The 20,429-nt window shown below is 68.5% G+C and carries 25 protein-coding genes and 1 pseudogene; 14 read left to right on the forward strand and 12 right to left on the reverse strand.

What is annotated here, in order from left to right:
* Positions 1-39: 39 nt before the first annotated feature.
* Together ETD86_RS17520 and ETD86_RS17525 are read left to right on the forward strand one after the other, a co-directional pair.
* The gene (locus ETD86_RS17520) at positions 40-1,377 is read left to right on the forward strand and encodes a TRAP transporter large permease subunit (protein ID WP_138667220.1); all 1,338 of its coding nucleotides are present in this window, start codon (positions 40-42) and stop codon (positions 1,375-1,377) included.
* A gap of 13 nt (positions 1,378-1,390) precedes the next feature.
* Positions 1,391-1,618 carry a hypothetical protein gene (locus tag ETD86_RS17525; RefSeq protein WP_138667221.1) on the forward strand — a complete coding sequence of 76 codons (228 nt, stop codon included), beginning with the start codon at positions 1,391-1,393 and terminating at the stop codon, positions 1,616-1,618.
* Here ETD86_RS17525 and ETD86_RS17530 read toward each other — a convergent pair.
* Positions 1,615-2,253 (reverse strand): TetR/AcrR family transcriptional regulator, encoded by a 639-nt coding sequence (locus ETD86_RS17530; protein WP_246147970.1) that lies wholly within the window; start codon positions 2,251-2,253, stop codon positions 1,615-1,617. The genes ETD86_RS17525 and ETD86_RS17530 overlap by 4 nt on opposite strands.
* 148 nt (positions 2,254-2,401) lie before the next feature.
* Here ETD86_RS17530 and ETD86_RS17535 point away from each other — a divergent pair, with 148 nt between their 5' ends.
* Positions 2,402-2,767, forward strand: coding sequence for a hypothetical protein (locus ETD86_RS17535; protein ID WP_138667222.1), 366 nt, complete (start codon positions 2,402-2,404; stop codon positions 2,765-2,767).
* A gap of 48 nt (positions 2,768-2,815) precedes the next feature.
* Here ETD86_RS17535 and ETD86_RS17540 read toward each other — a convergent pair whose 3' ends face one another.
* The 4 genes from ETD86_RS17540 to ETD86_RS17555 form a co-directional block, all read right to left on the reverse strand.
* Entirely contained in the window at positions 2,816-3,241 is a 426-nt protein-coding gene (locus ETD86_RS17540; RefSeq protein ID WP_138667223.1) for a hypothetical protein, read from the reverse strand.
* Positions 3,242-3,289: 48 nt separating this feature from the next.
* Positions 3,290-4,591: an alpha/beta fold hydrolase gene (locus tag ETD86_RS17545; protein ID WP_138667224.1), complete on the reverse strand. Its 1,302-nt coding sequence runs from the start codon at positions 4,589-4,591 to the stop codon at positions 3,290-3,292.
* Positions 4,592-4,807: 216 nt separating this feature from the next.
* A complete protein-coding gene (locus ETD86_RS17550; protein ID WP_138667225.1) occupies positions 4,808-5,626 on the reverse strand; it encodes an ABC transporter permease in 819 nt (272 codons plus the stop codon).
* Between the two features lie 20 nt (positions 5,627-5,646).
* The gene (locus ETD86_RS17555; RefSeq protein ID WP_138667226.1) at positions 5,647-6,672 is read right to left on the reverse strand and encodes an ABC transporter substrate-binding protein; all 1,026 of its coding nucleotides are present in this window, start codon (positions 6,670-6,672) and stop codon (positions 5,647-5,649) included.
* A 253-nt stretch (positions 6,673-6,925) separates the two neighbouring features.
* Here ETD86_RS17555 and ETD86_RS17560 point away from each other — a divergent pair, with 253 nt between their 5' ends.
* The 7 genes from ETD86_RS17560 (at position 6,926) to ETD86_RS17590 (ending at position 14,356) form a co-directional block, all read left to right on the forward strand.
* Positions 6,926-7,711 (forward strand): ABC transporter ATP-binding protein, encoded by a 786-nt coding sequence (locus ETD86_RS17560; protein ID WP_138667227.1) that lies wholly within the window; start codon positions 6,926-6,928, stop codon positions 7,709-7,711.
* 2 nt (positions 7,712-7,713) lie between these two features.
* The gene (locus ETD86_RS17565) at positions 7,714-8,664 is read left to right on the forward strand and encodes an LLM class F420-dependent oxidoreductase (RefSeq protein ID WP_138667257.1); all 951 of its coding nucleotides are present in this window, start codon (positions 7,714-7,716) and stop codon (positions 8,662-8,664) included.
* A 431-nt stretch (positions 8,665-9,095) separates the two neighbouring features.
* Positions 9,096-9,938, forward strand: coding sequence for an alpha/beta fold hydrolase (locus tag ETD86_RS17570; RefSeq protein ID WP_138667228.1), 843 nt, complete (start codon positions 9,096-9,098; stop codon positions 9,936-9,938).
* A 794-nt stretch (positions 9,939-10,732) separates the two neighbouring features.
* Positions 10,733-11,674: an RNA polymerase sigma-70 factor gene (locus ETD86_RS17575; protein WP_138667229.1), complete on the forward strand. Its 942-nt coding sequence runs from the start codon at positions 10,733-10,735 to the stop codon at positions 11,672-11,674.
* An 81-nt stretch (positions 11,675-11,755) separates the two neighbouring features.
* Entirely contained in the window at positions 11,756-12,928 is a 1,173-nt protein-coding gene (locus ETD86_RS17580; protein ID WP_138667230.1) for an NAD(P)/FAD-dependent oxidoreductase, read from the forward strand.
* A 401-nt stretch (positions 12,929-13,329) separates the two neighbouring features.
* Entirely contained in the window at positions 13,330-13,572 is a 243-nt protein-coding gene (locus ETD86_RS57000; RefSeq protein ID WP_138667231.1) for a hypothetical protein, read from the forward strand.
* A 160-nt stretch (positions 13,573-13,732) separates the two neighbouring features.
* Complete coding sequence (locus tag ETD86_RS17590; RefSeq protein WP_211370112.1) at positions 13,733-14,356, forward strand: MarC family protein; 624 nt, start codon at positions 13,733-13,735, stop codon at positions 14,354-14,356.
* Here ETD86_RS17590 and ETD86_RS17595 read toward each other — a convergent pair.
* Entirely contained in the window at positions 14,310-14,831 is a 522-nt protein-coding gene (locus ETD86_RS17595) for a DUF2269 domain-containing protein (RefSeq protein WP_138667232.1), read from the reverse strand. The genes ETD86_RS17590 and ETD86_RS17595 overlap by 47 nt on opposite strands.
* Before the next feature lie 5 nt (positions 14,832-14,836).
* The gene (locus ETD86_RS17600; RefSeq protein WP_138667233.1) at positions 14,837-15,016 is read right to left on the reverse strand and encodes a hypothetical protein; all 180 of its coding nucleotides are present in this window, start codon (positions 15,014-15,016) and stop codon (positions 14,837-14,839) included.
* Between the two features lie 107 nt (positions 15,017-15,123).
* Here ETD86_RS17600 and ETD86_RS17605 point away from each other — a divergent pair, with 107 nt between their 5' ends.
* Entirely contained in the window at positions 15,124-15,696 is a 573-nt protein-coding gene (locus ETD86_RS17605) for a TetR/AcrR family transcriptional regulator (RefSeq protein WP_138667234.1), read from the forward strand.
* 167 nt (positions 15,697-15,863) lie between these two features.
* Here ETD86_RS17605 and ETD86_RS17610 read toward each other — a convergent pair whose 3' ends face one another.
* From ETD86_RS17610 to ETD86_RS60090, 5 genes and pseudogenes are all read right to left on the reverse strand, one after another.
* Positions 15,864-16,742 (reverse strand): F510_1955 family glycosylhydrolase, encoded by an 879-nt coding sequence (locus tag ETD86_RS17610; protein ID WP_138667235.1) that lies wholly within the window; start codon positions 16,740-16,742, stop codon positions 15,864-15,866.
* Between the two features lie 43 nt (positions 16,743-16,785).
* Positions 16,786-17,739: a M56 family metallopeptidase gene (locus tag ETD86_RS17615; RefSeq protein WP_138667236.1), complete on the reverse strand. Its 954-nt coding sequence runs from the start codon at positions 17,737-17,739 to the stop codon at positions 16,786-16,788.
* Positions 17,736-18,110: a BlaI/MecI/CopY family transcriptional regulator gene (locus ETD86_RS17620; RefSeq protein ID WP_138667237.1), complete on the reverse strand. Its 375-nt coding sequence runs from the start codon at positions 18,108-18,110 to the stop codon at positions 17,736-17,738. The genes ETD86_RS17615 and ETD86_RS17620 overlap by 4 nt, the downstream gene beginning before the upstream one ends.
* A gap of 74 nt (positions 18,111-18,184) precedes the next feature.
* The gene (locus ETD86_RS60085; RefSeq protein ID WP_138667259.1) at positions 18,185-18,379 is read right to left on the reverse strand and encodes an oxidoreductase C-terminal domain-containing protein; all 195 of its coding nucleotides are present in this window, start codon (positions 18,377-18,379) and stop codon (positions 18,185-18,187) included.
* 41 nt (positions 18,380-18,420) lie between these two features.
* Positions 18,421-18,582 (reverse strand): annotated as a pseudogene (locus tag ETD86_RS60090) (FAD-dependent oxidoreductase); the annotation flags it as partial.
* A 146-nt stretch (positions 18,583-18,728) separates the two neighbouring features.
* Between ETD86_RS60090 and ETD86_RS17635 the strand changes: the two are divergent.
* From ETD86_RS17635 to ETD86_RS17645, 3 genes are all read left to right on the forward strand, one after another.
* Entirely contained in the window at positions 18,729-18,938 is a 210-nt protein-coding gene (locus tag ETD86_RS17635) for a heavy-metal-associated domain-containing protein (RefSeq protein WP_138667238.1), read from the forward strand.
* Between the two features lie 152 nt (positions 18,939-19,090).
* Positions 19,091-19,501: a DUF6153 family protein gene (locus ETD86_RS17640; protein WP_138667239.1), complete on the forward strand. Its 411-nt coding sequence runs from the start codon at positions 19,091-19,093 to the stop codon at positions 19,499-19,501.
* Positions 19,502-19,573: 72 nt separating this feature from the next.
* Positions 19,574-20,200 carry a DUF305 domain-containing protein gene (locus tag ETD86_RS17645; protein ID WP_138667240.1) on the forward strand — a complete coding sequence of 209 codons (627 nt, stop codon included), beginning with the start codon at positions 19,574-19,576 and terminating at the stop codon, positions 20,198-20,200.
* The last annotated feature ends 229 nt before the right edge of the window (positions 20,201-20,429 follow it).

The following is a 20,429-nucleotide window of genomic DNA, read 5'->3' on the forward strand; positions in this document are numbered from 1 at the left end:
CGCAGAACCACCCCCACACCCACTGGAGGACATCTCGCCATGGGAATCGCCGTATGGGCGCTCATCGCCTACATCGCCATCATCGTCGTCTGGAACGGCGTGCTGAAACGGAACATCGGCGAGGCGATGCTCATCGGGTTCGCCGGCGTGTGCCTCTTCGGCGGGGCCGACTTCTTCGCGCTGGCCTGGGCCGGCATCGCCGACGCCTTGGCCGAGGAGGTCGTGTTCGCCGCGCTGGCCTTCGTGTTCATGGGCTACCTGCTGACCAGGCTCGGCCTCATCCAGGAGCAGGTCACCGTCCTGAACTCGATCTTCGGGCGGCTGCGCGGCGGCGCCGGCTACGTCTCGACCTCGGCCGCCGCGCTGCTCGGCGGGCCCGCCGGGTCAGGGTCCGGCATCGCCGCCTCCGTGGGCTCGGTGACCATCCCATGGCTGACCAGGTCCGGCTGGCGGCCCGACCTGGCCGCCTCGCTGGTGGCGGGCAACGCCGGCCTCGGCATCTCGATCCCGCCGAGTTCGTCGATGTTCCTGCTGCTCGGCTCGGCTGCGGTGGCGCCGGTGCTGACCGCCGACCAGCTGTTCGTGCCCGCCCTCGTGGGCGGGTTGTGGACGGTGGCGTACCGGTTCGTGGTGGTGTTCGCGTGGGTGCGGCGGCACCGCATCGCCGCCGCCGGGGCTTCCGACCTCGTCCCGCTCCGTGAGGCGCTGCGAGCCGGGTGGACCTCGCTGCTGGTGTACGCGGGCATCCTCGTCCCGGTGCTGATGACGCTCGACTTCGGCGTGCGCCTCATGGAGTCGCGGGTCGGCGAGGCGGCCGAAGACATCAGCATCGTCGTGTGGATCCCGGTGCTGACCGTACTGGTGACCCTCGCGGTCGCGTGGCGGCGGCTGCCGCGGACCGCTCGTGCCTGGAGCGAACTGCTCGGCGACATGGCCCCCAGGTACGCGGTGATCGGCGCGACGCTGTTCTTCGCCTTCGCGGCCGCGGCCAGCCTCGGCGAGCTGGGCCTGGTCGACCAGCTGACCGCGATCATGAAGGGGCTGGACGCCCCGCCCGCGGTGATCGCCACGCTCGTCGGCCTGCTGATCGTCGTCATCGCCGCGCCGCTGACCGGCACGGCCACGATCGCCGCGGTGGGCGGGGTGGCCTTCAGCGCCCTGACCGCGGCCGGGGTCGCGCCGGCCGCCGCGGCCACCGCGATCATGATCTTCGCGTCGACCGAGGGCGCCTCGCCGCCCGGCGCCGCCCCGATCTACATCGCCAGCGGCATCGCCCAGGTCGACCCGGCCAGGACGTTCGGCCGGCTGATCGTCTGGTTCGTCATCCCGACCCTGGTCATCGGCGTGCTGGTCGCGGCCGGCGTCCTGCCGATCTGAGAGGAGCCCCGTCATGAAACGCCTCACCATGGTTCTCTTCAAGATCGGCCTGGTGCTGTTCCTGGCGCTCGGCGTGGCCGTCGTGCTGGCCCAGGCGGTCGGGCTCGTCGCCGGCAGCCCCGGCCTGGTCTCGGGCGCCGTGTCCGCGCTGGGCCTGGCGATGACCGTGGCGGCCGGGGTGACCGGGCTGCTCGGGTTCGTGATGTCGTATCTGTTCCACTGGACGGGCGGCGAGGATTAGGACGGCTGCCACCAGCGGGCCGACAGCTCTCCGTCCTCCGGGGCCGGCCCCGGGAGGTCGCGGTGGGCCGGCGGCACGCGCAGCGAGTCCATCACGAGCGTCAGGTAGCGGTGGCGCAGCTGCGAGGTGCGTTCCTCGTCGCCGAGCTTGATGGAGGCGATCTGCTCGAAGAGCAGCGCGATGTCCGCCGGCGTCACGTCCGGGCGCAACACGCCGGCCGCCACCGCTCGGTGGTGCATCTCGGTGGCCAGGGCCCCGGCCTTGACCGCGGACCGGCCCAGCTCCTCCGTCGGGTGGAACGTCCCCGCCAGCTTGATCGTCAGCGAGTTGGTGTCGGCGTCCACGATGCCGCGCATGTACCCGGCGAACGCCTCCCACGGGTCGCCCTCGTCGGCCAGCGCCCGCTCGGTCACCTCGATGTAGAGCTCGAGCCCGTCGCCGCACAACTTCTGCAACAGGGCTTCCTTGCTGGGATAACGGCGGTAGAGCGCGCTGATCCCGACGCCCGCCTTCTCGGCCACGGCCGCGATGGGAGCGCCGGGATCGGCGGTGAAGACGGCCCGGGCCGCCTGGAGGATCAGCTCGTCGTTACGCGCGGCCTGCGCTTTGCGGCCGCTCATGGGAGTAGTGGTCATACCCTCAGTGTAAGGGAACGAATAATTCCGTTCTACTACCGTAGGGTTAGTCGTCTGCCGCCGGACCTCGAACGTGAAGTACGGCGGCAAGAGTTGAGTATGCCCCTCCTCATGCCACGCCGCCGGTGATCCCTTGACGCTGGTGACCATGACAAAACTCGTGGCGCTTTTCCTGGTGTTCTGGGGTCCGTTGTACCACCCGACGTACCTCGCCTCGATATCCGGGACGTACGAGAACGGCGTGGTCAGTGGGGAGATCTGGGCCTATGCCGGCCAGTGCGCCAGGGCCTTCATCGAGACCACCTACCAGCCTCCGGGCGTCGGGTATTACATCAAGCGGTGGTCGTACTCGGAGCCTGCCTGCTCACCGGCGGCGGTGGAGACCACGACACCGTTCCAGGTGTCCCTTGACGGGTCGGTCGAGGAGATCACCCACATCGGCGCCGCCGTCTGCCGGTGGACGGCATGGGAGCCGATGACCTGCGGTCCCACCCAGGCCATCGTCACCCGCTGATGGCCTCTGCGCCGCCTGCCGAGGCCCGCCACGCGGCTCGAGCGCCGGTCAGTGGCAGCGGAGATCCAACCCCGCCTCAGTGCTGTCGTTCACTTCGGCGATGAAACGCCGCATGCCACCTGATCCCATCGATTCCCTGTGGAAGTAGACGGTGATCGGCGCAGCGGCCGCATCGACACCCGTGACGACCGCTTTGTCGTAGTAGGCGATGATCTCCTCCTCGGAGAGGCTGGTTTGGAGGGAGATGCGAACGCGGTAATCGCAGTGGTTGCCGTTCCCGCGTAACGCTATGGAACTGTCGGCGTTGTAGTCGGAGAAGAAGGTCGAAGGCGGCAAGGGGTAGTCCAGGAAACGTTCTTCGAACATGTCCAGCTTCTCGTCATTCATCCAGGCGGGGACGGAGAACAGGAGGAACAATCCGACAACGGGCGTCGCGACGGCGCTGACGACCGCGATGAGGCAACCGGACTTCATGGCGGTGAACCTACCGCCGCAGCGACCTCCGCAACGTCGGGCTTCGCCTCAGGAAGCCCCGGCGGGGCCTCGGTAGCCGGGAGGCGGGTCCTGGCCCTCATAGGCGGGAACCGGACGGCCGGACAGAAACGCCCGCAGGAGTCCGAGATACGCCTCGCTCCGGTAGGTGCTGCCGCCGAGGTAAGCCAACGTGGCCGAGGGCAGCGCTCGCCGGAAGCTCATGGCCGACGCCCAGCTCTGCTCGTCGCACCCGCCCTTGACGATCAGCACGGGCGCCGTCACCCCGCTCAGGCGCAGCCGGAGCGAGCCTGGCGCCGTCCGCCCGGTCAGGGCGACGTAGCCCCCAGAACCGGTTGCGGCGGCGGGGCAGGGATGCGGGGCTCCCTGGCGGACGAGGTCGAGATAGGCGCCCAGCTCCCGGTCACCCGCGAACGCGTGCGCCGCGCGCGCGTCCACCCGCAGCAGCGTGGAGACGGCGAGCAGGCGCGGATCCGGCGTCCCGTCGCGTCCGAACACCGCCGCCACTTCGACCTTCCCATCCGCCTCTCGCCCTTGGGACTCCCAAGCGGGTGCGCCCTGGGACGGCTCGGAAGGGGAAGCAAGGACGGGCGCGGCCGGGGACCCCTGGGAGAGGCCGGCGGGGGAGGAGAGCACCGCCCTCGCGACGCGGTCCGGGTGCGCGGCCAGGTAGGCGGCGGCGAGCTGGGCGCCGTAGTCCTGGGCGATCAGGTTCAGCCGCTTGGCGCCCACGGCCTGGCGGATCGCCTCCAGGTCCTCCACGTCGCGCGTCAGCCCGTACCCCCGAGGGTCCCGCAGCCGCGCCGAGCGCCCGGCTCCGAGCTGGTCATAGACGTACACCTGGTAGCCGTCCGCCGTCAGCTTCCCGAGGAACGCCGAGGACGCCGCCAGGTCCGCCACGCCGGGCCCGCCGTGCAGGAACACCACGGGGTCGGGCCGGGTGACCCGCTTCGGCGCGAGCCGTACGTACGCCAGCTCCGAGCCCGTCGGCAGCCGCCACTCGCGCTGCCCGGCCACCGGCGCCAGGGGAGCGTGGTACGGAGCCGGGCGCAACGTGGCCACGCTGACCTGCCAGACCACCGTCGTCTCCACCCCGAGGATCACCGCCGCCCGTAACCATCGCCCCCACGCCGCTCTCGGCCTCGGCACGCACAGCAGCAGGCCCAGAAAGAACACCGACCCGAAGACCGCCAGGCCCGTCACCACGAACGTCGTCGGCTCCGCGCCGACCATCGCCATCCCGGCCAGCGTGGCCAGCCCCAGGACCGGCGACAGCGCCAGTACTCCGGCACCCGCCACCGCCCGCCCGGCCAGCCTGGCGAAAGAAGCCACAAGGGGACGTTAGTACACGCATCACCCTCCTCGGAGGACAAGGCCGAACCACGGGCTCCCACCGGGAGCGCGGCCCTCGCTTCGGTCCGCCGCCCGCGCGCGGGCCGATCGCGCCGAAGTAGACGGCGCCCGGAGCCGGGCCACCGGCCCGCCCCGGCCTCTTCTCGCATGACCGCGCGGCGTCAACGACGCAGATCGCGAATGAAGATATGAAGGTCAGCGCTCCGACGTGGTTTCCCGCACCCAGGGCAACGCCAGTCGCTCGACAAGCACAAGGGCGGAGTAGAGTGCGACGCTCATCGTTCCCACCAGGGTGATCGCCGCCCAGGCGGTGGCGCTGTCGGCGATTCCGCTGTACTGGACGATCTGGTAGCCAAGGCCGCCTTCGCCGGCCTGGAACTCGCCGATCACCGCGCCGATCGCGGCCAGCGGCATGGCGACCTTCAGCCCGACGAAGATGTGCGGCAGCGCGGCCGGTAGCCGTACCTTGCGGAAGGTCTGCCAGCGCGAGGCGTCCAGCGATCGGGCCAGTTCGGCCAGTTCGGCGGGCGTCGTGGTCAGGCCGGTCGCGGTGGAGAGCACGATCGGGAAGAAGGAGAGCAGGAAGACCATGGTCAGGATCGGCCGCTGCCCCCAGCCGAGCGAGACGACCAGCAGTGGCCCGAGCGCGATCTTCGGCACCGCGTTGATCGCCACCAGCAGGGGCGAGAACATCCGCTCGGCCGCCCGCGAGGCTGCCAGAAGCAGTCCGATCAACACCCCGGCGACCACGGAGATCAGGAAGCCGGCCACTGTCTCCAGCGTTGTCGTGGCCAGACCGTCGAGCAGTTCCGCCGACTTCGCCTGGAAAGCGGCCAGGACCTCGGCCGGCGGTGGCAGCACCGCCGGATGGACGAGGGGGAAGACCGAGGTGACCAGCCACCAGCCGCTGATCGTGACCGCGAGTCCGAAAGCGGGCCACCCCACCGCCGTGACCATCGCGCGCCCACTGGGCGCGCCACGTCTCGAGGGCCGGGTGTCGCCCGCCTCAGCCATGTCACGTGCTCCTGGTCCGCTCAGGGCTTCGGTGTCAGTTCTGCGCTGATGAGCTGGTCGGGGGAGAGCCCGGCCGGCATGGCGTCGGCGTCCTGGAGAAGCTTGATGCTGCGGGAGACTCGCTCCGTATCGATCGTGCCCACCGCGGCGCCGGAGCCCTCCGGCCGGACGAAAGCACTCATCAGGGTGCATTCGGCGGCGGCGGGGGCGGCCGCCGATGCTTGGACGTTCTTCTGGAGGATTCGGCCGGCCTCGTCCGGGTTGTCGATGCTGTGAACGAGCCCCTTCATCAGGGCAGTGATGAAACGTTTGGCCAGGTCCGGCTGCTCCCGGGCAATCTTCGTCGTGGTGACCAGCACGTTGCCGTAGAGATCACTCATCACATCGCTGTAGGGAAGCACGACCGCCTGCCTGCCCTTGGCCACGGACTCCACCGTCGGCTCGCCCACCACGAACTGACCGATGCCCGCCACGGCGCCGCTTGCCAGCAGGCCGATGAGGTTCGCGGGTGCGCCGTTGACCCAGGTGACCTTCGTCGCGTCGACGCCCGCCAGCTTGGCGTAGGTGGGGAAGAGGTTGCGCACCACCGATCCTGGAGTGTCGGCGAGTGTCTTGCCCTCCAGGTCCTTCGGCGTGGCGATCCCGTTGCCCTCGAGGCTGATGAGCGCGGCCATGGTGCGCTGCTGGATCCCGGCCACCACGACGATGCTCTTGGCGCCGCCGTTGCCGCGTGCCAGCAGGAGACCGGTGAGGTCGACCGGGGTGAACATCGCCGCTCCGGCCTCGATTTTCGAAATGTTGTCGCCCGTGCCGCCCCCGGGCTTGATGTCCACGTCAAGGCCGACCTCACGGAAGAACCCCTTGTCCTTCGCGACCCAGGCGTACGCGTCTCGCCCGAAATTGCCGAACGAGGTCAGATAAGTCACCTTTTCTAGTGGTTTATTGCTAGAAGGCGATGTCTGCTGTTGATTGTCAGAATTGCTGCAAGCAACGACGAACGCACAGGTCAAGGCGAGAGCGGCGACAGTACGGGTGAGCCTGCTCATGCACCGTTTCCTTTCATCCGGCGCCGACCGGCCCGCGGTAGGGACGTTCGGGGCTGTGGCCGGGAGCTCATGGGTGAGGTGATGTCGCGGGGCGGCTTCGCGGACAGCGTATGAGGTGCCTGGGTCCTCAGATGGTAATCGCGTTAAATAATACAATAAATGGTGTCTAGCCCCACAAGGCTTCCATTTCTTGTCAATCCGTATACTCTGGTTCGACTGGGTCAAAACCGCAGTCAGATGGAGAGCTGCGCGCATGATTGGGCTGGCCGGGGTTTCCCGTAGTTTCAGTGGACGATCCGGAGTCGTGGAGGCGCTGCGCGGGATCGACCTGACGGTGGCCGACGGAGAGTTCGTCGCTGTGGTCGGCCGGTCAGGATGCGGTAAATCCACACTTCTGAGGCTTATCGCCGGGCTATTGCCGCCGACCGAAGGTGAGATCACGGTCGCGGGCCAACAGGTCACCAAGGCACGGCGCGACATCGCGATGTTGTTCCAGCGGCCGGCGCTGCTGCCCTGGCGGTCGGTCATCGACAATGTGCTGCTCCCGGTGGAGATCTTCGGCTGGCGCCGGGCGGCGCATCGTGAGCGCGCCGTGCGGCTTCTGGAGATGGCCGGGCTGGCCGGCTTCGAGAAGCGCCTGCCGCACGAGCTGTCCGGCGGCATGCAGCAGCGGGTCTCCCTCTGCCGGTCTCTGATCGGCAACCCCCGGGTGATGCTGATGGACGAGCCGTTCTCCGCGCTCGACGCGATCACTCGTGAGGAACTGTCGGTGGAGTTGCAGCGCGTGCACATGGAGAACGCGTCGACCATCGTCTTCGTCACCCACTCCATCGACGAGGCGGTGCTCCTGGCCGATCGGGTGGTGGTTCTCACGCCGCGTCCGGGACGAATCCGGGAGGTGGTCGACATCCGCATACCGCGCCCGCGGACCCTGGGCCGCAACGCCCATTTCGAAGAGGTCGCACGATGCAGCGCCGATCTGCACGAGCTGCTGGTGGGGTGGGGCACGTCGGCGGTGGCCCGGGAGAGGGGACAGTGAGCATGCGCGTGTGCCTATTCACCGAACCGCATCGCGGCGCCACCTACGACGATCAGCTGCGGATGGCACGGCTGGCCGAGGACGGCGGGTTCGAGGGCTTCCTCCGCGCCGACCACTACCGGTCCATGGAGCTCGAGGGCGGCCTGCCCGGCCCCACGGACGCCTGGGTGACCCTGGCCGGCCTGGCCAGGGAGACCTCCCGGATCCGGCTGGGCACACTGGTCTCCTCGGCGACCTTCCGGCTGCCCGGGCCCCTCGCGGTGACCGTCGCGCAGGTGGACCAGATGAGCGGAGGCCGGGTGGAGCTGGGCCTCGGCACAGGCTGGTACGAGCGGGAGCACACCGCCTACGGCATCCCGTTTCCCCCGCTCGGTGAGCGCTTCGACCGGCTGGAGGAGCAGCTCGCCATCGTCACCGGGCTGTGGGCCACGCCGTCCGGCGGCCGGTTCAGCCACCACGGCGAGCATTACCGGCTGGTCGACGCCCCTGCCCTGCCCAAGCCGGTGCAGCGGCCCTGGCCGCCGATCATCATCGGAGGCCGCGGACCGAAGCGCACCCCGCGGCTCGCCGCCCGCTACGCGGACGAGTTCAACCTGCCGTTCAGGAACGTGTCAGAGACCGCGCAGGCGTTCGAGCGCGTCGTCGAGGCGCAGGAGCGGATCGGCCGGACTCGCGACGGCCGTGCTTCGCTGGTGCTCTCGGCGGGCATCGTCGTCGCGATCGGGCGCAACGATGCGGAGGCCCGGCGCCGGGCGGCTCCGCTGCACGTGCCGAGCGCGCTGCCTCCGGAGGATCCGGTGATCGGCTCGCCCGCCCAGCTCGTCGATCGGATCGGCGAGTTCGCCGCGATCGGCGCCACCCGGGTGCATCTGCGCCTGCTCGACTTCGCTGATCTCGATCACCTGGATCTGATCGCAGCCAAGGTGCTGCCGCAACTCGACAGTGGGCGTTGACGACCGCTGGGCCTCCCTGCCTTGGCCCGCCGGCACCGAGGAACTCCTGGATCGGCGAGTGGACCCCGCAGCTTTGCGGCATGCCGCCGTCCTGGTACACCCCGGACATATCCGTCTGGATCCCGCACGTGAACGACATCGGGGGACCAGGCGGATCCTGGCGCTGCACCGGAGCGTGGACGAGCACGGCATCGTGGTGTGGTTCGACGTGGCGCCAGGCGGACATAACCCCGGCCCTGCCTCGAGCAGCCACAGTGGCCCAGACAGGACCAAAGTCGGCGCGACGCCGGGCCGTCGCCGGGAGATGTGCCACGGCCGTCACGGCGGTGGTCCGCCTTGAGTTAGCGGTGCTGCTTCTGAGGTAGGAGAAGAACCTGGTCAGCGCGCGACGGGGCTCCTCAGCAGCACGATCAGGTCATGGGGGAGAGAAGATGAGCTGTAGACGTGCGGGAAAGACGGTCGCGTTCTTGGCCACGCTCACCGCGACGGTGGCGACGCCTCCGACCACGAGCCAGGCGAGCGGACCGCTGCCCTGCCCGTCATCGGGCACGACCAAACCGACGGTCGTCCTGGTCCACGGGGCATGGGCCGACACCTCGAGCTGGAACGGAGTGGCGGACGCCTTGCGCCGGGCCGGGTACACCGCGCGCGCCATCGGGAACCCGCTGCGCAACCTCGACGACGACGCCGCGACCGTCGCGGACTTCCTGAAGACCGTCTCCGGCCCGGTCGTCCTCGTGGGGCACTCCTACGGCGGTTCCGTCATCACGAACGCCGCCGCGAACGCCCCGAACGTCAAGGCCCTGGTGTACGTCGACGCCGCCGTACCGGACATCGGGGAGACCACCGCCCAGCTCAGCGGATCCGGCTCCGCGCTCAACGGCGACCCGGAATCCCTGTACGACAAGGCGTCCTACGCGAACGCGCCTCAGGGCGCGAGCGACCTGTACCTCAAGCGGGACGTCTTCGTCGGCTCGTTCGCCTCGGACCTGCCGCGGGACACCGCCGTACGCCTGTGGGCCTCGCAGCGGGCCGCCTCGACCAGCGCGTTCCAGACCCCGTCACGGGCCGCGGCGTGGAAGAAGATCCCTTCCTGGTACTTCGTCAGCACCGGCGACCGGATCATCACGCCGGCGTCACAGCTGTCCATGGCACAGCGGGCCCGCTCGAAGGTCACCAAGTTCGCGGGTGGGTCCCACCTGACCCTGGTCTCGCACCCGGGCGCGGTCACGTCCCTGATCGGATCGGCGGTCTGCTCCGTAAAGGCCGATTAGGCGATGCCTGGCCGCCATCCAGGCCCTCGCCCTGTCCGGCTCGCGCACAGCGAGCCGCAGGCGTGCTCGATGACGGCCAGAATGTCCGCTCCGCCGTCAGCACGAGCCGCCAGGTCAGCTCACCGGACGGGGGGACGACCGCCGCCTCCCCGGGACCGGCTTCGCCAGGTCGAACACGGCGCCGAGCATGGGTTCCACCCCGACACTGCGATACGGCCCCTTTTCCGGAAACCCGCCGAGATCGCGCCATCGAGGTGGCGATGCCCAGGGGAGTCGTCGAAGACCTGTGTGGTGCCCGCGGTCACCGCGAACGTCAGGGTGCCTGCTGTCTGCTCGGTGACGGTGAAGGTGATCTGTCCGTTAGGGGAGCTTACGCTGCGTTCCGGCGGATCTCGGCTGCGATCACGACGAGTATCTGAGCTCTGATGACAGATCAGAGAACATCGGAGTCACGCCCGCAAGGGGGCAGGACTTGAGCCGTCATATCCCAGATAGCGCGGCGCGACAGTGCAGGGAAGGGCAGGGTGGAGAACTCATCCTCTTCGGACTGAGAATGGGCGCGCAGAGATCAAGTTCCAGGCCTTCAGCTGCGCTGATCGGTAGTTACGAGCTGGTCCTGGCGCAGGTCCGGCAGGGCTCGGTGAGCCCGGTAAATGATGGGCCATCGGTTCCCTCGCTGTCCGCCGTCCGCCGTGGCGCGCCCTTTCCCTACGGACCAGTAGTCGATCAAGCTGCCGTGATCGCTTGAGGCCAGAGGCACACTGCGTGCGCTGTCACGCCGTTAGGATCGGGTCATGCCTTTAACGGTGGACGACGTCGACCGGTTCGAGCTATCGAGGCCCCGTCTGGAGGCCATCGCCTACCGTCTCCTCGGCTCCGCGGACGAGGCGGAGGACGCCGTGCAGGAGACGTTCCTGCGCTGGCAGGCCGCCGACGTCGACCGCATCGAGGTCCCCGAGGCCTGGCTGACGAAGGTACTCACCAACCTGTGCCTCAACCAGCTCACCTCCGCGCGGGCGCGCCGCGAGACCTACGTGGGCCAATGGCTTCCCGAGCCGCTGCTCGCCGGGGACCCGATGCTCGGCCCGGCCGACACCGCTGAGCAGCGCGAATCGGTCTCGTACGCGGTCCTCACCCTCATGGAGCGCCTGTCACCCAACGAACGGGCCGTGTACGTGCTGCGGGAGGCCTTCGACTACCCGCACCGGGAGATCGCCGAGATCCTCGACATCACCGAGGCGGCCAGCCAGCAGATCTTTCACCGTGCCAAGAAGCATGTCGCGTACGGCAAAGCCCGCGCCGAGATCGACGAGGCCGCCGCCCGGCGGATCGTCGAGGAGTTCCTCGCGGCCGCCACCAGTGGCCAGACCGATGAGCTCGTACGCCTGCTCACCAAGGACGCCATCTCCATCGGCGACGGCGGAGGGAAGGTCCCGGCACGCACCAAGGCGTTCGAGGGAGCCGTCGCGGTCGCGAAGTTCGTGTGGGGCATGTTCAAGCCCGCCGAGGCCAAGCGCGTCGTCGTCGGCGGCACGCCCGAGATATACGCTTGGACCGCCAATGGCGAACCCGCCGTTGTGGCGGTCGTGGAGGGCCGGGTCGTCGCCATCATGTGCCTGGAGGTCACCGCCGAGGGCATCACCGCCTGCCGTACCCAGGCAAACCCCGACAAGCTCGCACGCGCGACCGAGCAATGGGCGGCGGCCGCCCATGGGGAGCCCCTGCTCGTGATGTGACGTGTATCACATCGTGCTCCTGTCAGGAAACGGCGGGCCATCCGGTTCAAGTGACAAATCCGAACCGGACAGGAGCCTGACATGCAGCACCGCATCATCGTCCTCGGAGCCGGATACACCGGAGCCAGCGCCGCCGGCCGCCTGGCCAAGCGGCTGCGCCGCGAGGACGTCGCCATCACCCTCGTCAACGCCGAGCCCGACTTCGTCGAACGCATCCGCAACCACCAGCTGGCGACCGGCCAGGATCTCAGGCGCCGGCCACTCAGCGAGATCTTCGCCGGCACCGGCGTCGCACTGAGGATCGCGAAAGTCACCGGCGTCGACGCCGACCGCAAGACCGTCGCCATCACCGGCGCGAACGGTGCCGAAGAACTGGAGTACGACACCCTCGTGTACGCCCTCGGCAGCGGCTGGAACAGCCAGGGTGTACCCGGGACCGCCGAGCACGCCTACCAGATCGCCGGCCGTACCGGAGCACTCCGGCTACGCGAGCGCCTGGCGGGCCTCGACGCCGGGCAGGCCGTGGTGGTGGTCGGCGGCGGCCTCACCGGCGTGGAGGCCTCCACCGAGATCGTCGAGGCCCGCCCGGACCTCGACGTCGCTCTGGCCGTCAGCGGCAGCCTCGGCGACTGGCTCTCACCCAAGGGCCGCGAGCACGTAAGGAAGGTCTTCGGCAAGCTCGGCATCACCGCGTACGAACACACCACCATCAGCGGCGTCGAACCCGACCACGTCACCACCGCCGACGGCAAGGTCATCCCCGCCGCGGTCACCGTATGGACCGCCGGTTTCGCGGTCCACCCGATCGCGAAGGCGACCTCCCTGGAGGTCTCCGGCACCGGCCAGATCGTGGTCGACCCGACCATGCGCTCGGTTTCACACCCCGATGTGTACGCCGTCGGCGACGCGGCCATGGCGAAGGGCGCCGGCGACAAGCCGCTACGGATGTCGTGCGCCTCGGGAATCCCCACCGCCTCGTTGGCCGCCGACGCCATCGCGGCCCGCCTGACCGGCCGGAAGGTCCCGGACAAGACGATCGGCTACTTCAACCAGTGCGTCTCGCTGGGCCGCAAGGAGGGCCTGATCCAGTACGTCACGGCCGACGACCGTGCCAAGCAGGCGGTCCTGACCGGCCGGCTGGCCGCCGCCTACAAGGAAGTGATCTGCAAGGGCGCCGCATGGAGCGTCGCCAACCCGACACTTGGGATGCCGACCCGGCGCCACCGCGTGACGCATGAGCAGACGACTGTATGAACATCGTTGTGGACGACCTTTCCGGCCCGCAGATCGCCGAGTTCTTCCTGCCTGCTAGGAAGTTGTACGAGAAGCACGGGTACTTGAGGCTGGAGCACGGCTCGGACTTCCTCGGGTTTCGGCCGGTCAGCAGGACCCGGCTGACCTTTCGGCACCCGGCGGCGGTGAGCGTGTCGAGCGGCCACTCCAGCTTCTGCCCGCCGGTTCAAGGGTGGTATGACCCGGATCATGTAAGAAAACGGCGGTTCGGGGTTGTTGAATGTGCCTGGCTTTTGAAGGCTCTGCGGGGTCCGGGTGGCCCCGCAGGGCGATCTTCAGAAACCGAAGGTTGTCTGTAGGCGATGGTTGTGGATTCAATGTTCGCCGTGGTTGCTCAAGTCCGCCCGCCGCGGCGAGATGAGATGAACGCGTACTACCGGGTCTTGCCCTTCGCGAACGGGTTGCCGAGCTGGGAGCCGGCTGAGGCCGCGTGGCACGGTGGTCCGGAGCCGTGGCCTCCGCAGCGCACTCCGGCGACCGCCGAGCAGCTGGCGGCCGAGCAGGAGCCGGAGGACGAGCTCCAGCCGCTGCGCAACCGGCTTCACGTAGAACGACTCGGGATGGCTCCGTCGCCGATCGACGGCGGAGCCATCCCTTTGGAATAGGAGAAAAGCGCGCCGGGTTGAGGCGGCCGAGGAGGTACGGGTCATGAACGACAGCAACGCCGTGTGGCTGCGCTGGACGGTGCCCTGCCACCCCACGGTCACCAGGCCCAGCCCGTCCGCCTAGCGCTCACGCACGTGGACGGGGCCGATCCGGTCACCCGTGGGGCGCACCATGTCTTCCAGCCTTTTCGTGCAGGCTTTCGTCACGTTGCTCGTCATCTTCGATCCGCTCGCCGCGATTCCGGTGTTCCTGACGCTGACGCGGCACCAGAGCCCGTCGGCCCAGCGGCGGACGGCCCGCGTCTCGGTGCTGGTGGCCGCGGGTATCGTAGGGGTCTTCGCCGTCGCCGGAAACCATCTGCTCGACGCCTTGGGCATCTCGCTCCAAGCCCTGCAGGTCGCCGGAGGCGTGCTGCTGGCGCTGATCGCGCTCGACCTTCTCAAAACGGATTGCGCGCGGAAGCGCGCCGACGCTGAGAGCGGCGCGGTGGCGTTCGTCCCGCTCGGCACGCCGATGCTGGCAGGACCGGGTGCGATCGCAGCGACCATGCTCTACGTGGAGCAGGCCGGCAGCGCTCCGGCCGTGGCGGCCGTCGTGTTGGCCCTGGCTGCGGCGTTGCTGCTGACCTGGCTGACGCTGCGCTTCTCTCCGTTCATCGGACGCCTGCTCAAGGACAACGGTCTCAACCTCGTCACCCGGATCATGGGACTTCTGGCTGCGGCGATCGCTGTTCAGCTCATCGCTGGGGCGCTGCAGTTCTGGATGCGGTGGGGCGTGTCCTGAGCGCGTACCGTGTGCGGCCGCGCGGTTTGTACACCGCCAGCACGGTGGCCGCTAGCAGCAGCATCAGGGCGAGCACGGTGTGGATGAGGACGGAGGGATTTCGCAGCAGGCCCAGGTCGGTGTCCGGTGCTGCTGCGAGGCCTGCCAGATAGCCGAGCGTCTCGGTGTACATCAGCAGGACGACGATGGCGCCGAGGTTGATCAGGAGTTTGAAGATGACCCAGTAGTGCCGGAACAGGCCCCACGTGGTTCCCACGGACTGGACGAGGCCGGTGAGCAGCGAGGCGACGGCCAGCGGGATGAGGGCGTACCAGGCGGCCGGCTCCATCACCAGGTAGACGGCTCGTACGGTCTGATCGTCCTGACTGGTCAAGCCGATGACAGCCAGGGCCAGGAAGGCGAGGACGGCGCCGAGCCAGCCCACCGACGAGGTGATGTGCGTGGTGAGGACCAGTTTGCGGACCGGGGGCGCCATGGTCCTCATGAGGTGACGAGTTTTGCGACCGCCGACGTCGCAGCCGAGTGGCGGCCGGGCCCGTGCTCACCCTTGAGCAGCAGGACGACGAAGAGCAGGACCAGAACGGCGGCGATGATCCCCGTCACCTTCACCCAGCGTGGCATGCCGACATCGCTGTCGGCGGGGTCGCGTTCATCAGCCATATGGCTGTCCTCCATGGATTGTCGGCCTGCGTAGGCTCATGTTTACGAAACACTCCGTCTATGGCAATACATAGTGTATTGATCCTTTCGTGTCGTATGCTCAAAGCATGCCCAGGCTGTGGAATGAGACGATCGAGGCGCATCGCCGTGATGTACGTGATGCGATCCTCGACCGCACTTCGGCACTCGTGGCCGAGCACGGGCTGCGGTCGGTCACGATGTCCCAGATCGCGGAGCAGGCCGGGATCGGGCGCGCGACCCTCTACAAGTACTTCCCGGACGTCGAAACGATCCTGCTGGCCTGGCACGAGCGGCAGATCACCGCTCATCTCGGACAACTCGCTCGTGTCCGCGACCAGGCCGGCGGCCCTGACACGCGGCTGCACGCTGTGCTGGAGGCGTACGCGCACATCACCCAGCGGTCCCGGGGGCACGGCGATGGTGCGCTCATGGCGCACCTGCACCGCGACGAGCAGGTTGCACGAGCACAGCGACAGCTCCACGACATGATCCGGGACGTCTTGGCGGAAGGCGTGCGGAGCGGGGTGTTCCGCGATGACGTCGCGCCGGACGAGCTCGCAACCTACTGCCTCCACGCCGTATCGGCGGCCGGTGAACTGCCGTCCGAGGTCGCCGCCCGCCGACTCGTCAAGGTCATCCTGACTGGGTTGCTGAGGTAGTCCAGGCGGCGGCCGTGTCCTTGGTCGACGCGGTGGCTGTCCCGGCCGGGGACTTCGCCGCGCCGGTCGGACCCATCCTGATCATCAAGCGATCGAGAAGGCGGTACCTGGCGCATTCCTCCTCGGCAGGCGGGCGGTATCGCCGTCTAGCCGTCTGACGGCGGCGCTCAGCCGGGAGGGGCGAAAGCCGTGGTGAAGGTCTTGCCGCCGTCCTTGGAATCCAGGACCGTCCCGTCCTCCATGGCGGCCAGCAGGCGCTGCCGGTTCACGGCCGTGAACGCGGCCGCCTGGCCAGGGAGCTCGCCGACGGCCGACCAGCTCTTGCCGCCGTTCTGGCTGGTGTGGATCTTCCTGTCGGCTCCGGCCCCAACCAGCACCTCGCCGGGGAGCACGTCCACGTGGCTGAGCAGGGGTGCCTTCGCCACGTCGGTGAAGTTCACGCCGCCGTCCTCGCTCACCTTCAGCCCGTCTGGTGTGGTGGCGTAGATGCGCGAGGGCTGTTCGGCGCCGGCCCCGAGGTCGATCACCTTCTCCTCGGTGCCCTGCGTCCAGGTGGCGCCGCCGTCGAAGCTTCGCCAGACCTTCGAGGTCTGGCTGTCGAAGGCGTACAGGCTGTCCCCGGCGGGCTGGATGGAGTGGAAGTCCGCGGAGCCGTCCGCCGAGATCACCTTCCAGGTGACACCCGCGTCCGTCGACTTGATAAGGCCGAGGTGCGGTGGGCGTTCCGGCGAGACGTCCTCGGCGGAAGGATGACCGCTGGCCAGGAAGGTCTTCGGGCCGGCGATCGTGAAGCCCATGTGGTCCTGGTCGCGGTCGGCGACCCGGGCGATCGTCGTCGGAGACGTGACTTTGAACAGTCCGTGGTGTCCCGCGACGTAGAGGCTGCCGTCAGCGAGATCGACGCCGAGTCCGTGGACATGGCCCACACCCAGGTCGGGGTCGGCCTGCCCGCCGTGCTCCGGGGCCGCTTGACCACAGCCCGCCAGGGCCGCCACAAGCGCCACGCCTGCGGCGCTTGTGCGCAGCCGCCGACTCACACACCCCATGGGCACGAGTCTACTACCCGCTACTATCGCCCTTCGTAGAAGATCAAAGCGTGATGAGGAAGGAATGGCAGTGGTGGGCGAGAAAGGCACCCACACCCGGGGCCGCGGCCAGGGCAGTGGGACCGGCCAGCAGCGCCGTCACCGCCAAGAGCCCCGAGAGGCGTTCGCGCCATTCGAGCGGCGCCTGCGGATGCAACATCCGGCGGACGCGGGTGAGCGCCGTTTCTCCGCCCGCACCCAGCGCGAATGCGGGAACTCGTCCCGTCGCCAGCCGGACCAGGGCCGCCGCGATATGGATGCGTGGGTGATGGCGTGCGGCCTCATCGTCGGCCAGCAGCTCGACCAGGCGGGCGATCTCTGCTCGCGCCTGATCGAACAGCGGGATGCGGGGAAACGCCCGCGCCAGGGCCTCGGCGGCGGCCAGCACCAGGTGGTGGCGCCCGCGCAGGTGTGCCTGCTCATGGGCGAGCACGGCGGTGACCTGCTCCGGTGCCAGCGAGCGCAGCGCCCCGGTGGTGATGACGGCGTGCCCCTTCCGGCCGGGCAGGCAGTACGCCAGGCGCTCCTCGTAGTCGACCACGAGCGCGCCGAGGTCGTGATCGTGCCTGCCGAGCAGGGCGAGCGCCTCGGCATGCCGTCGGCGTCCGCGGCGCGCGCCCAGCAGGACGGCTCCACCGGTATAGGCAAGCCGCGCCAGGACAAGTCCACCGATAAGGAGGCCGATCCGGGCGCTCGGCGTGCTCAAGGTCGCTCCGTGGCCCAGCAGAGCTGCGCAGGCCTCGAACAGCGCGGCCAGGCCGTGCCCCACCACGGAGGCGGGGACGGCGATGGCGAACGCTGACAGCAACACCGAGACCACCACCGAGGCGCCCGCCGCCTGCCACATGGCGATGGCCAGCCGGGGCGCTCGGTCTGTCCAAGCGGCCCGCCGCAGCAGCCGCGGCAGCGCCACGGCGGCGAAAGCCGCGTACACCGCGAGAGCGATCGCCACCGTCACGAGCTGCGTCCGCTCGGCGGGTACACCTGAAGCGCCGCCTCCAAGGCACTGGCCTCCTCAGGGGTAAGCCGTTCGAGGAAGTGCACGAAGGTGGCGGCCCTGTTGCCGCTCTTGGCCAGGGACACGCGCATCACGTCGGCGGTGTAGGCCTCCTTCGACGACACCGCCTCGTAGATGTACGCCCGGCCGACCGGCTTGCGCTTGAGCAGGCCCTTGGTGTGGAGCTTGTCCATCACGGTCATCACCGTCGTGTAGGCCAAGGCGCGGTCCTTCCGCAGGTGCTCCAGGACGTCCCTGACCGAGGCGGGCGCGTTGGTGGCCCACATGCGATCCATGATCGCGGATTCGAGCTCCCCCAGACCACGCACCATTTGCCAGTCCCTTCTACCCGCCGTTCGTTGATGCTACCGGCGGTCGTAGACAAGCGGGTAGGCGTGCTTTCGCGCTATGCCAGGGTGCCCAGGCGGTGGCCGGCCACGATGGCACGCTTGACGCGGATCAGGTCCTTGGGGGCGTTCACCGCGACCGCGCCGACGAGCGCACCATCTCTGGCGAAGGCGACCGCGAAGCGGTTGTCCTGCGGCGATCCGGCGATGACGCGGCTGGCGTCGGCAAGGTGCGGCAGGCGGGCGATCTGGATGCGGCCCCGTGCACAGCGGGCAGCGTGACCTCGTCGTCGCCCTTGAGCATGCTCTTGGACAGGGGTGGGCGATTGTAGGGGAGATGCCTTTCCCCGCCGATCAGTGTGATCGTTCCGTCGAAGCCCTCTCGTCGCAGCGCCTGGACGGCACGCAGACCGGCCAGGGACGCTCCGACGACCGCGATGACATTCAGCTCTCTCATGCGGAGGACAATACCCCAGGGGGTATAAGTGGTCGGCGTGATTTACCTCTCATATACCCCTAGGGGGTTATGGTTGTTCGGGTGGCCATGCTGGCGTATTGTGCAGGCGACGGATACCTGTTGGGGGTATTGATGAGGAGGTTGAGATGACCAGCGCTACGTACACTGTGAGCGGGATGACCTGTGGCCACTGCGTCGGCAGTGTCAAGTCCGAGGTCGGCAAGATCGCTGGCGTGACGGCCGTGGACGTGGACCTCGCCACCGGCAAGGTGACTGTGACGGGGGACGCGCCCATTGAGGAGGCGCTTGTCCGCGACGCTGTCGAGGAGGCGGGCTACGAGCTGGCCTCCGCCTGACCTGACGCCCGGTGGAAGCGGCTTCTCTTGGTGAACGGTGGCCGGCCGGGGGCCGTACCTCCTCATGACGGCACCCGGCCGGCTTCGGCCGGTACTACGAGGCTCGTTAGTACTATGGGACTCGGAATACGTCGATCACCAGGGGAGGGCTGATGGGAGTCGTGCGGCGACGCCTCGTGTTGCGGGTCGCGCGCGGTCTCCTGCTCGTCGCCCTCGCCCTGGGCGTGGGCGGCATGCACACCCTGGGACATGTGGACGGCCGGCACGCCGGCTCGCCGCCGGATGCCCACGGCATGGGCGTCGCTCAAAAGCGCCCTCTCACCGTTCCGGCGGGACTGCAGGCATTCGTTCCCGAGCAGAAGAGGCCCGGACTCGACCCGACCAGCGTGTGCCTGGCCATCCTGTCCTCGCTCATGGTCGTGCTGTTGGTCGCTGCCTGGATCCGAGTGCGGCGACGACTCGGGGACAGCAGTGGGGTGCTGCCGTCGGTGCGGCAGGTCGCCCGCCCTCCGCCGAAGCCCACGTCCGTGAATCTGGCAAGTCTCTCGATATTGCGCATATAGGCCAATGACCTGCGGACGAGCTCTGAGACCGTCCGCGACAGGCCGAAAGTTCCGACAACATCGAGAGATCAAATGACTATGCGTATCAACCGCAAGCTGTCCTTCGCCGTTGCCGCAGGTGCACTCGCTCTGCTGACCGCCTGTGGGAGTGACGGCGACTCCATGGCGGGACATGAGGGGATGAACAGCAGCAGCGCGCCTGCCGCCACCACCGCCAGCGCTTCGCCGTCAGCCGCCTTCAACGACGCGGATGTCATGTTCGCGCAGATGATGATCCCCCATCACCAGCAGGCGGTCGAGATGGCCGATCTCGCGGCGACGCGGGCCAGCGATCCGGAGATCAAGGAGCTCGCCGCCAAGATCAAGGCCGCTCAGGACCCGGAGATCCAGGCCATGAAGACCTGGCTCACCGAGTGGGGCAAGGCCGCCTCCGAGGGTGACACGGGGCATGGCATGGGCCATGAGATGCCGGGTGTCATGTCCGAAGAGGAGATGAAGAAGCTCGAGGCGGCCAAGGCCAAGGAGTTCGACAAGCTGTTCGCCCAGCAGATGATCGCCCACCACAACGGAGCGATCGAGATGGCCCGCACCGAGCAGACCGACGGCTCGAACCTGGAGGCCAAGGAACTGGCCAAGACCATCGAGACCACTCAGCAAGCCGAGGTGGAGCAACTGCAGAAGATCCTTGATCGGCTCTGATGTCTGACCCGCCCGGGCGCGACCTGCGCCTGGGCGGGTCATCGCCCTCCGGCTGTCTCTGTTGACCGGCGCCATCAATCTGCTCAGAATCGCGCGTCGGAGAGATACCGGAGAGGGGTTTCCCGTTAGAAGCCGAAACGGCTGGACATGTGAGCACTGATGGAAGACCGTCTTCGGCATCGACCAGGCGAGGATCGCCTCCGCTGTCGAGGAAGCCGGATACGAACTG

This window comes from Nonomuraea turkmeniaca (assembly GCF_005889735.1).
Lineage (GTDB): Bacteria > Actinomycetota > Actinomycetes > Streptosporangiales > Streptosporangiaceae > Nonomuraea > Nonomuraea turkmeniaca.

What these genes read in the sequence shown, in the direction of transcription:
- ETD86_RS17520 (WP_138667220.1), top strand. Translation starts at nt 40, where the DNA reads ATGGGAATCGCCGTATGGGCGCTCATCGCCTACATCGCCATCATCGTC.
- ETD86_RS17525 (WP_138667221.1), top strand. Translation starts at nt 1,391, where the DNA reads ATGAAACGCCTCACCATGGTTCTCTTCAAGATCGGCCTGGTGCTGTTC.
- ETD86_RS17530 (WP_246147970.1), bottom strand. Translation starts at nt 2,253, where the DNA reads ATGACCACTACTCCCATGAGCGGCCGCAAAGCGCAGGCCGCGCGTAAC.
- ETD86_RS17535 (WP_138667222.1), top strand. Translation starts at nt 2,402, where the DNA reads ATGACAAAACTCGTGGCGCTTTTCCTGGTGTTCTGGGGTCCGTTGTAC.
- ETD86_RS17540 (WP_138667223.1), bottom strand. Translation starts at nt 3,241, where the DNA reads ATGAAGTCCGGTTGCCTCATCGCGGTCGTCAGCGCCGTCGCGACGCCC.
- ETD86_RS17550 (WP_138667225.1), bottom strand. Translation starts at nt 5,626, where the DNA reads ATGGCTGAGGCGGGCGACACCCGGCCCTCGAGACGTGGCGCGCCCAGT.
- ETD86_RS17555 (WP_138667226.1), bottom strand. Translation starts at nt 6,672, where the DNA reads ATGAGCAGGCTCACCCGTACTGTCGCCGCTCTCGCCTTGACCTGTGCG.
- ETD86_RS17560 (WP_138667227.1), top strand. Translation starts at nt 6,926, where the DNA reads ATGATTGGGCTGGCCGGGGTTTCCCGTAGTTTCAGTGGACGATCCGGA.
- ETD86_RS17565 (WP_138667257.1), top strand. Translation starts at nt 7,714, where the DNA reads ATGCGCGTGTGCCTATTCACCGAACCGCATCGCGGCGCCACCTACGAC.
- ETD86_RS17570 (WP_138667228.1), top strand. Translation starts at nt 9,096, where the DNA reads ATGAGCTGTAGACGTGCGGGAAAGACGGTCGCGTTCTTGGCCACGCTC.
- ETD86_RS17575 (WP_138667229.1), top strand. Translation starts at nt 10,733, where the DNA reads ATGCCTTTAACGGTGGACGACGTCGACCGGTTCGAGCTATCGAGGCCC.
- ETD86_RS17580 (WP_138667230.1), top strand. Translation starts at nt 11,756, where the DNA reads ATGCAGCACCGCATCATCGTCCTCGGAGCCGGATACACCGGAGCCAGC.
- ETD86_RS57000 (WP_138667231.1), top strand. Translation starts at nt 13,330, where the DNA reads ATGAACGCGTACTACCGGGTCTTGCCCTTCGCGAACGGGTTGCCGAGC.
- ETD86_RS17595 (WP_138667232.1), bottom strand. Translation starts at nt 14,831, where the DNA reads ATGGCGCCCCCGGTCCGCAAACTGGTCCTCACCACGCACATCACCTCG.
- ETD86_RS17600 (WP_138667233.1), bottom strand. Translation starts at nt 15,016, where the DNA reads ATGGCTGATGAACGCGACCCCGCCGACAGCGATGTCGGCATGCCACGC.
- ETD86_RS17605 (WP_138667234.1), top strand. Translation starts at nt 15,124, where the DNA reads ATGCCCAGGCTGTGGAATGAGACGATCGAGGCGCATCGCCGTGATGTA.
- ETD86_RS17610 (WP_138667235.1), bottom strand. Translation starts at nt 16,742, where the DNA reads ATGGGGTGTGTGAGTCGGCGGCTGCGCACAAGCGCCGCAGGCGTGGCG.
- ETD86_RS17620 (WP_138667237.1), bottom strand. Translation starts at nt 18,110, where the DNA reads ATGGTGCGTGGTCTGGGGGAGCTCGAATCCGCGATCATGGATCGCATG.
- ETD86_RS17635 (WP_138667238.1), top strand. Translation starts at nt 18,729, where the DNA reads ATGACCAGCGCTACGTACACTGTGAGCGGGATGACCTGTGGCCACTGC.
- ETD86_RS17640 (WP_138667239.1), top strand. Translation starts at nt 19,091, where the DNA reads ATGGGAGTCGTGCGGCGACGCCTCGTGTTGCGGGTCGCGCGCGGTCTC.
- ETD86_RS17645 (WP_138667240.1), top strand. Translation starts at nt 19,574, where the DNA reads ATGACTATGCGTATCAACCGCAAGCTGTCCTTCGCCGTTGCCGCAGGT.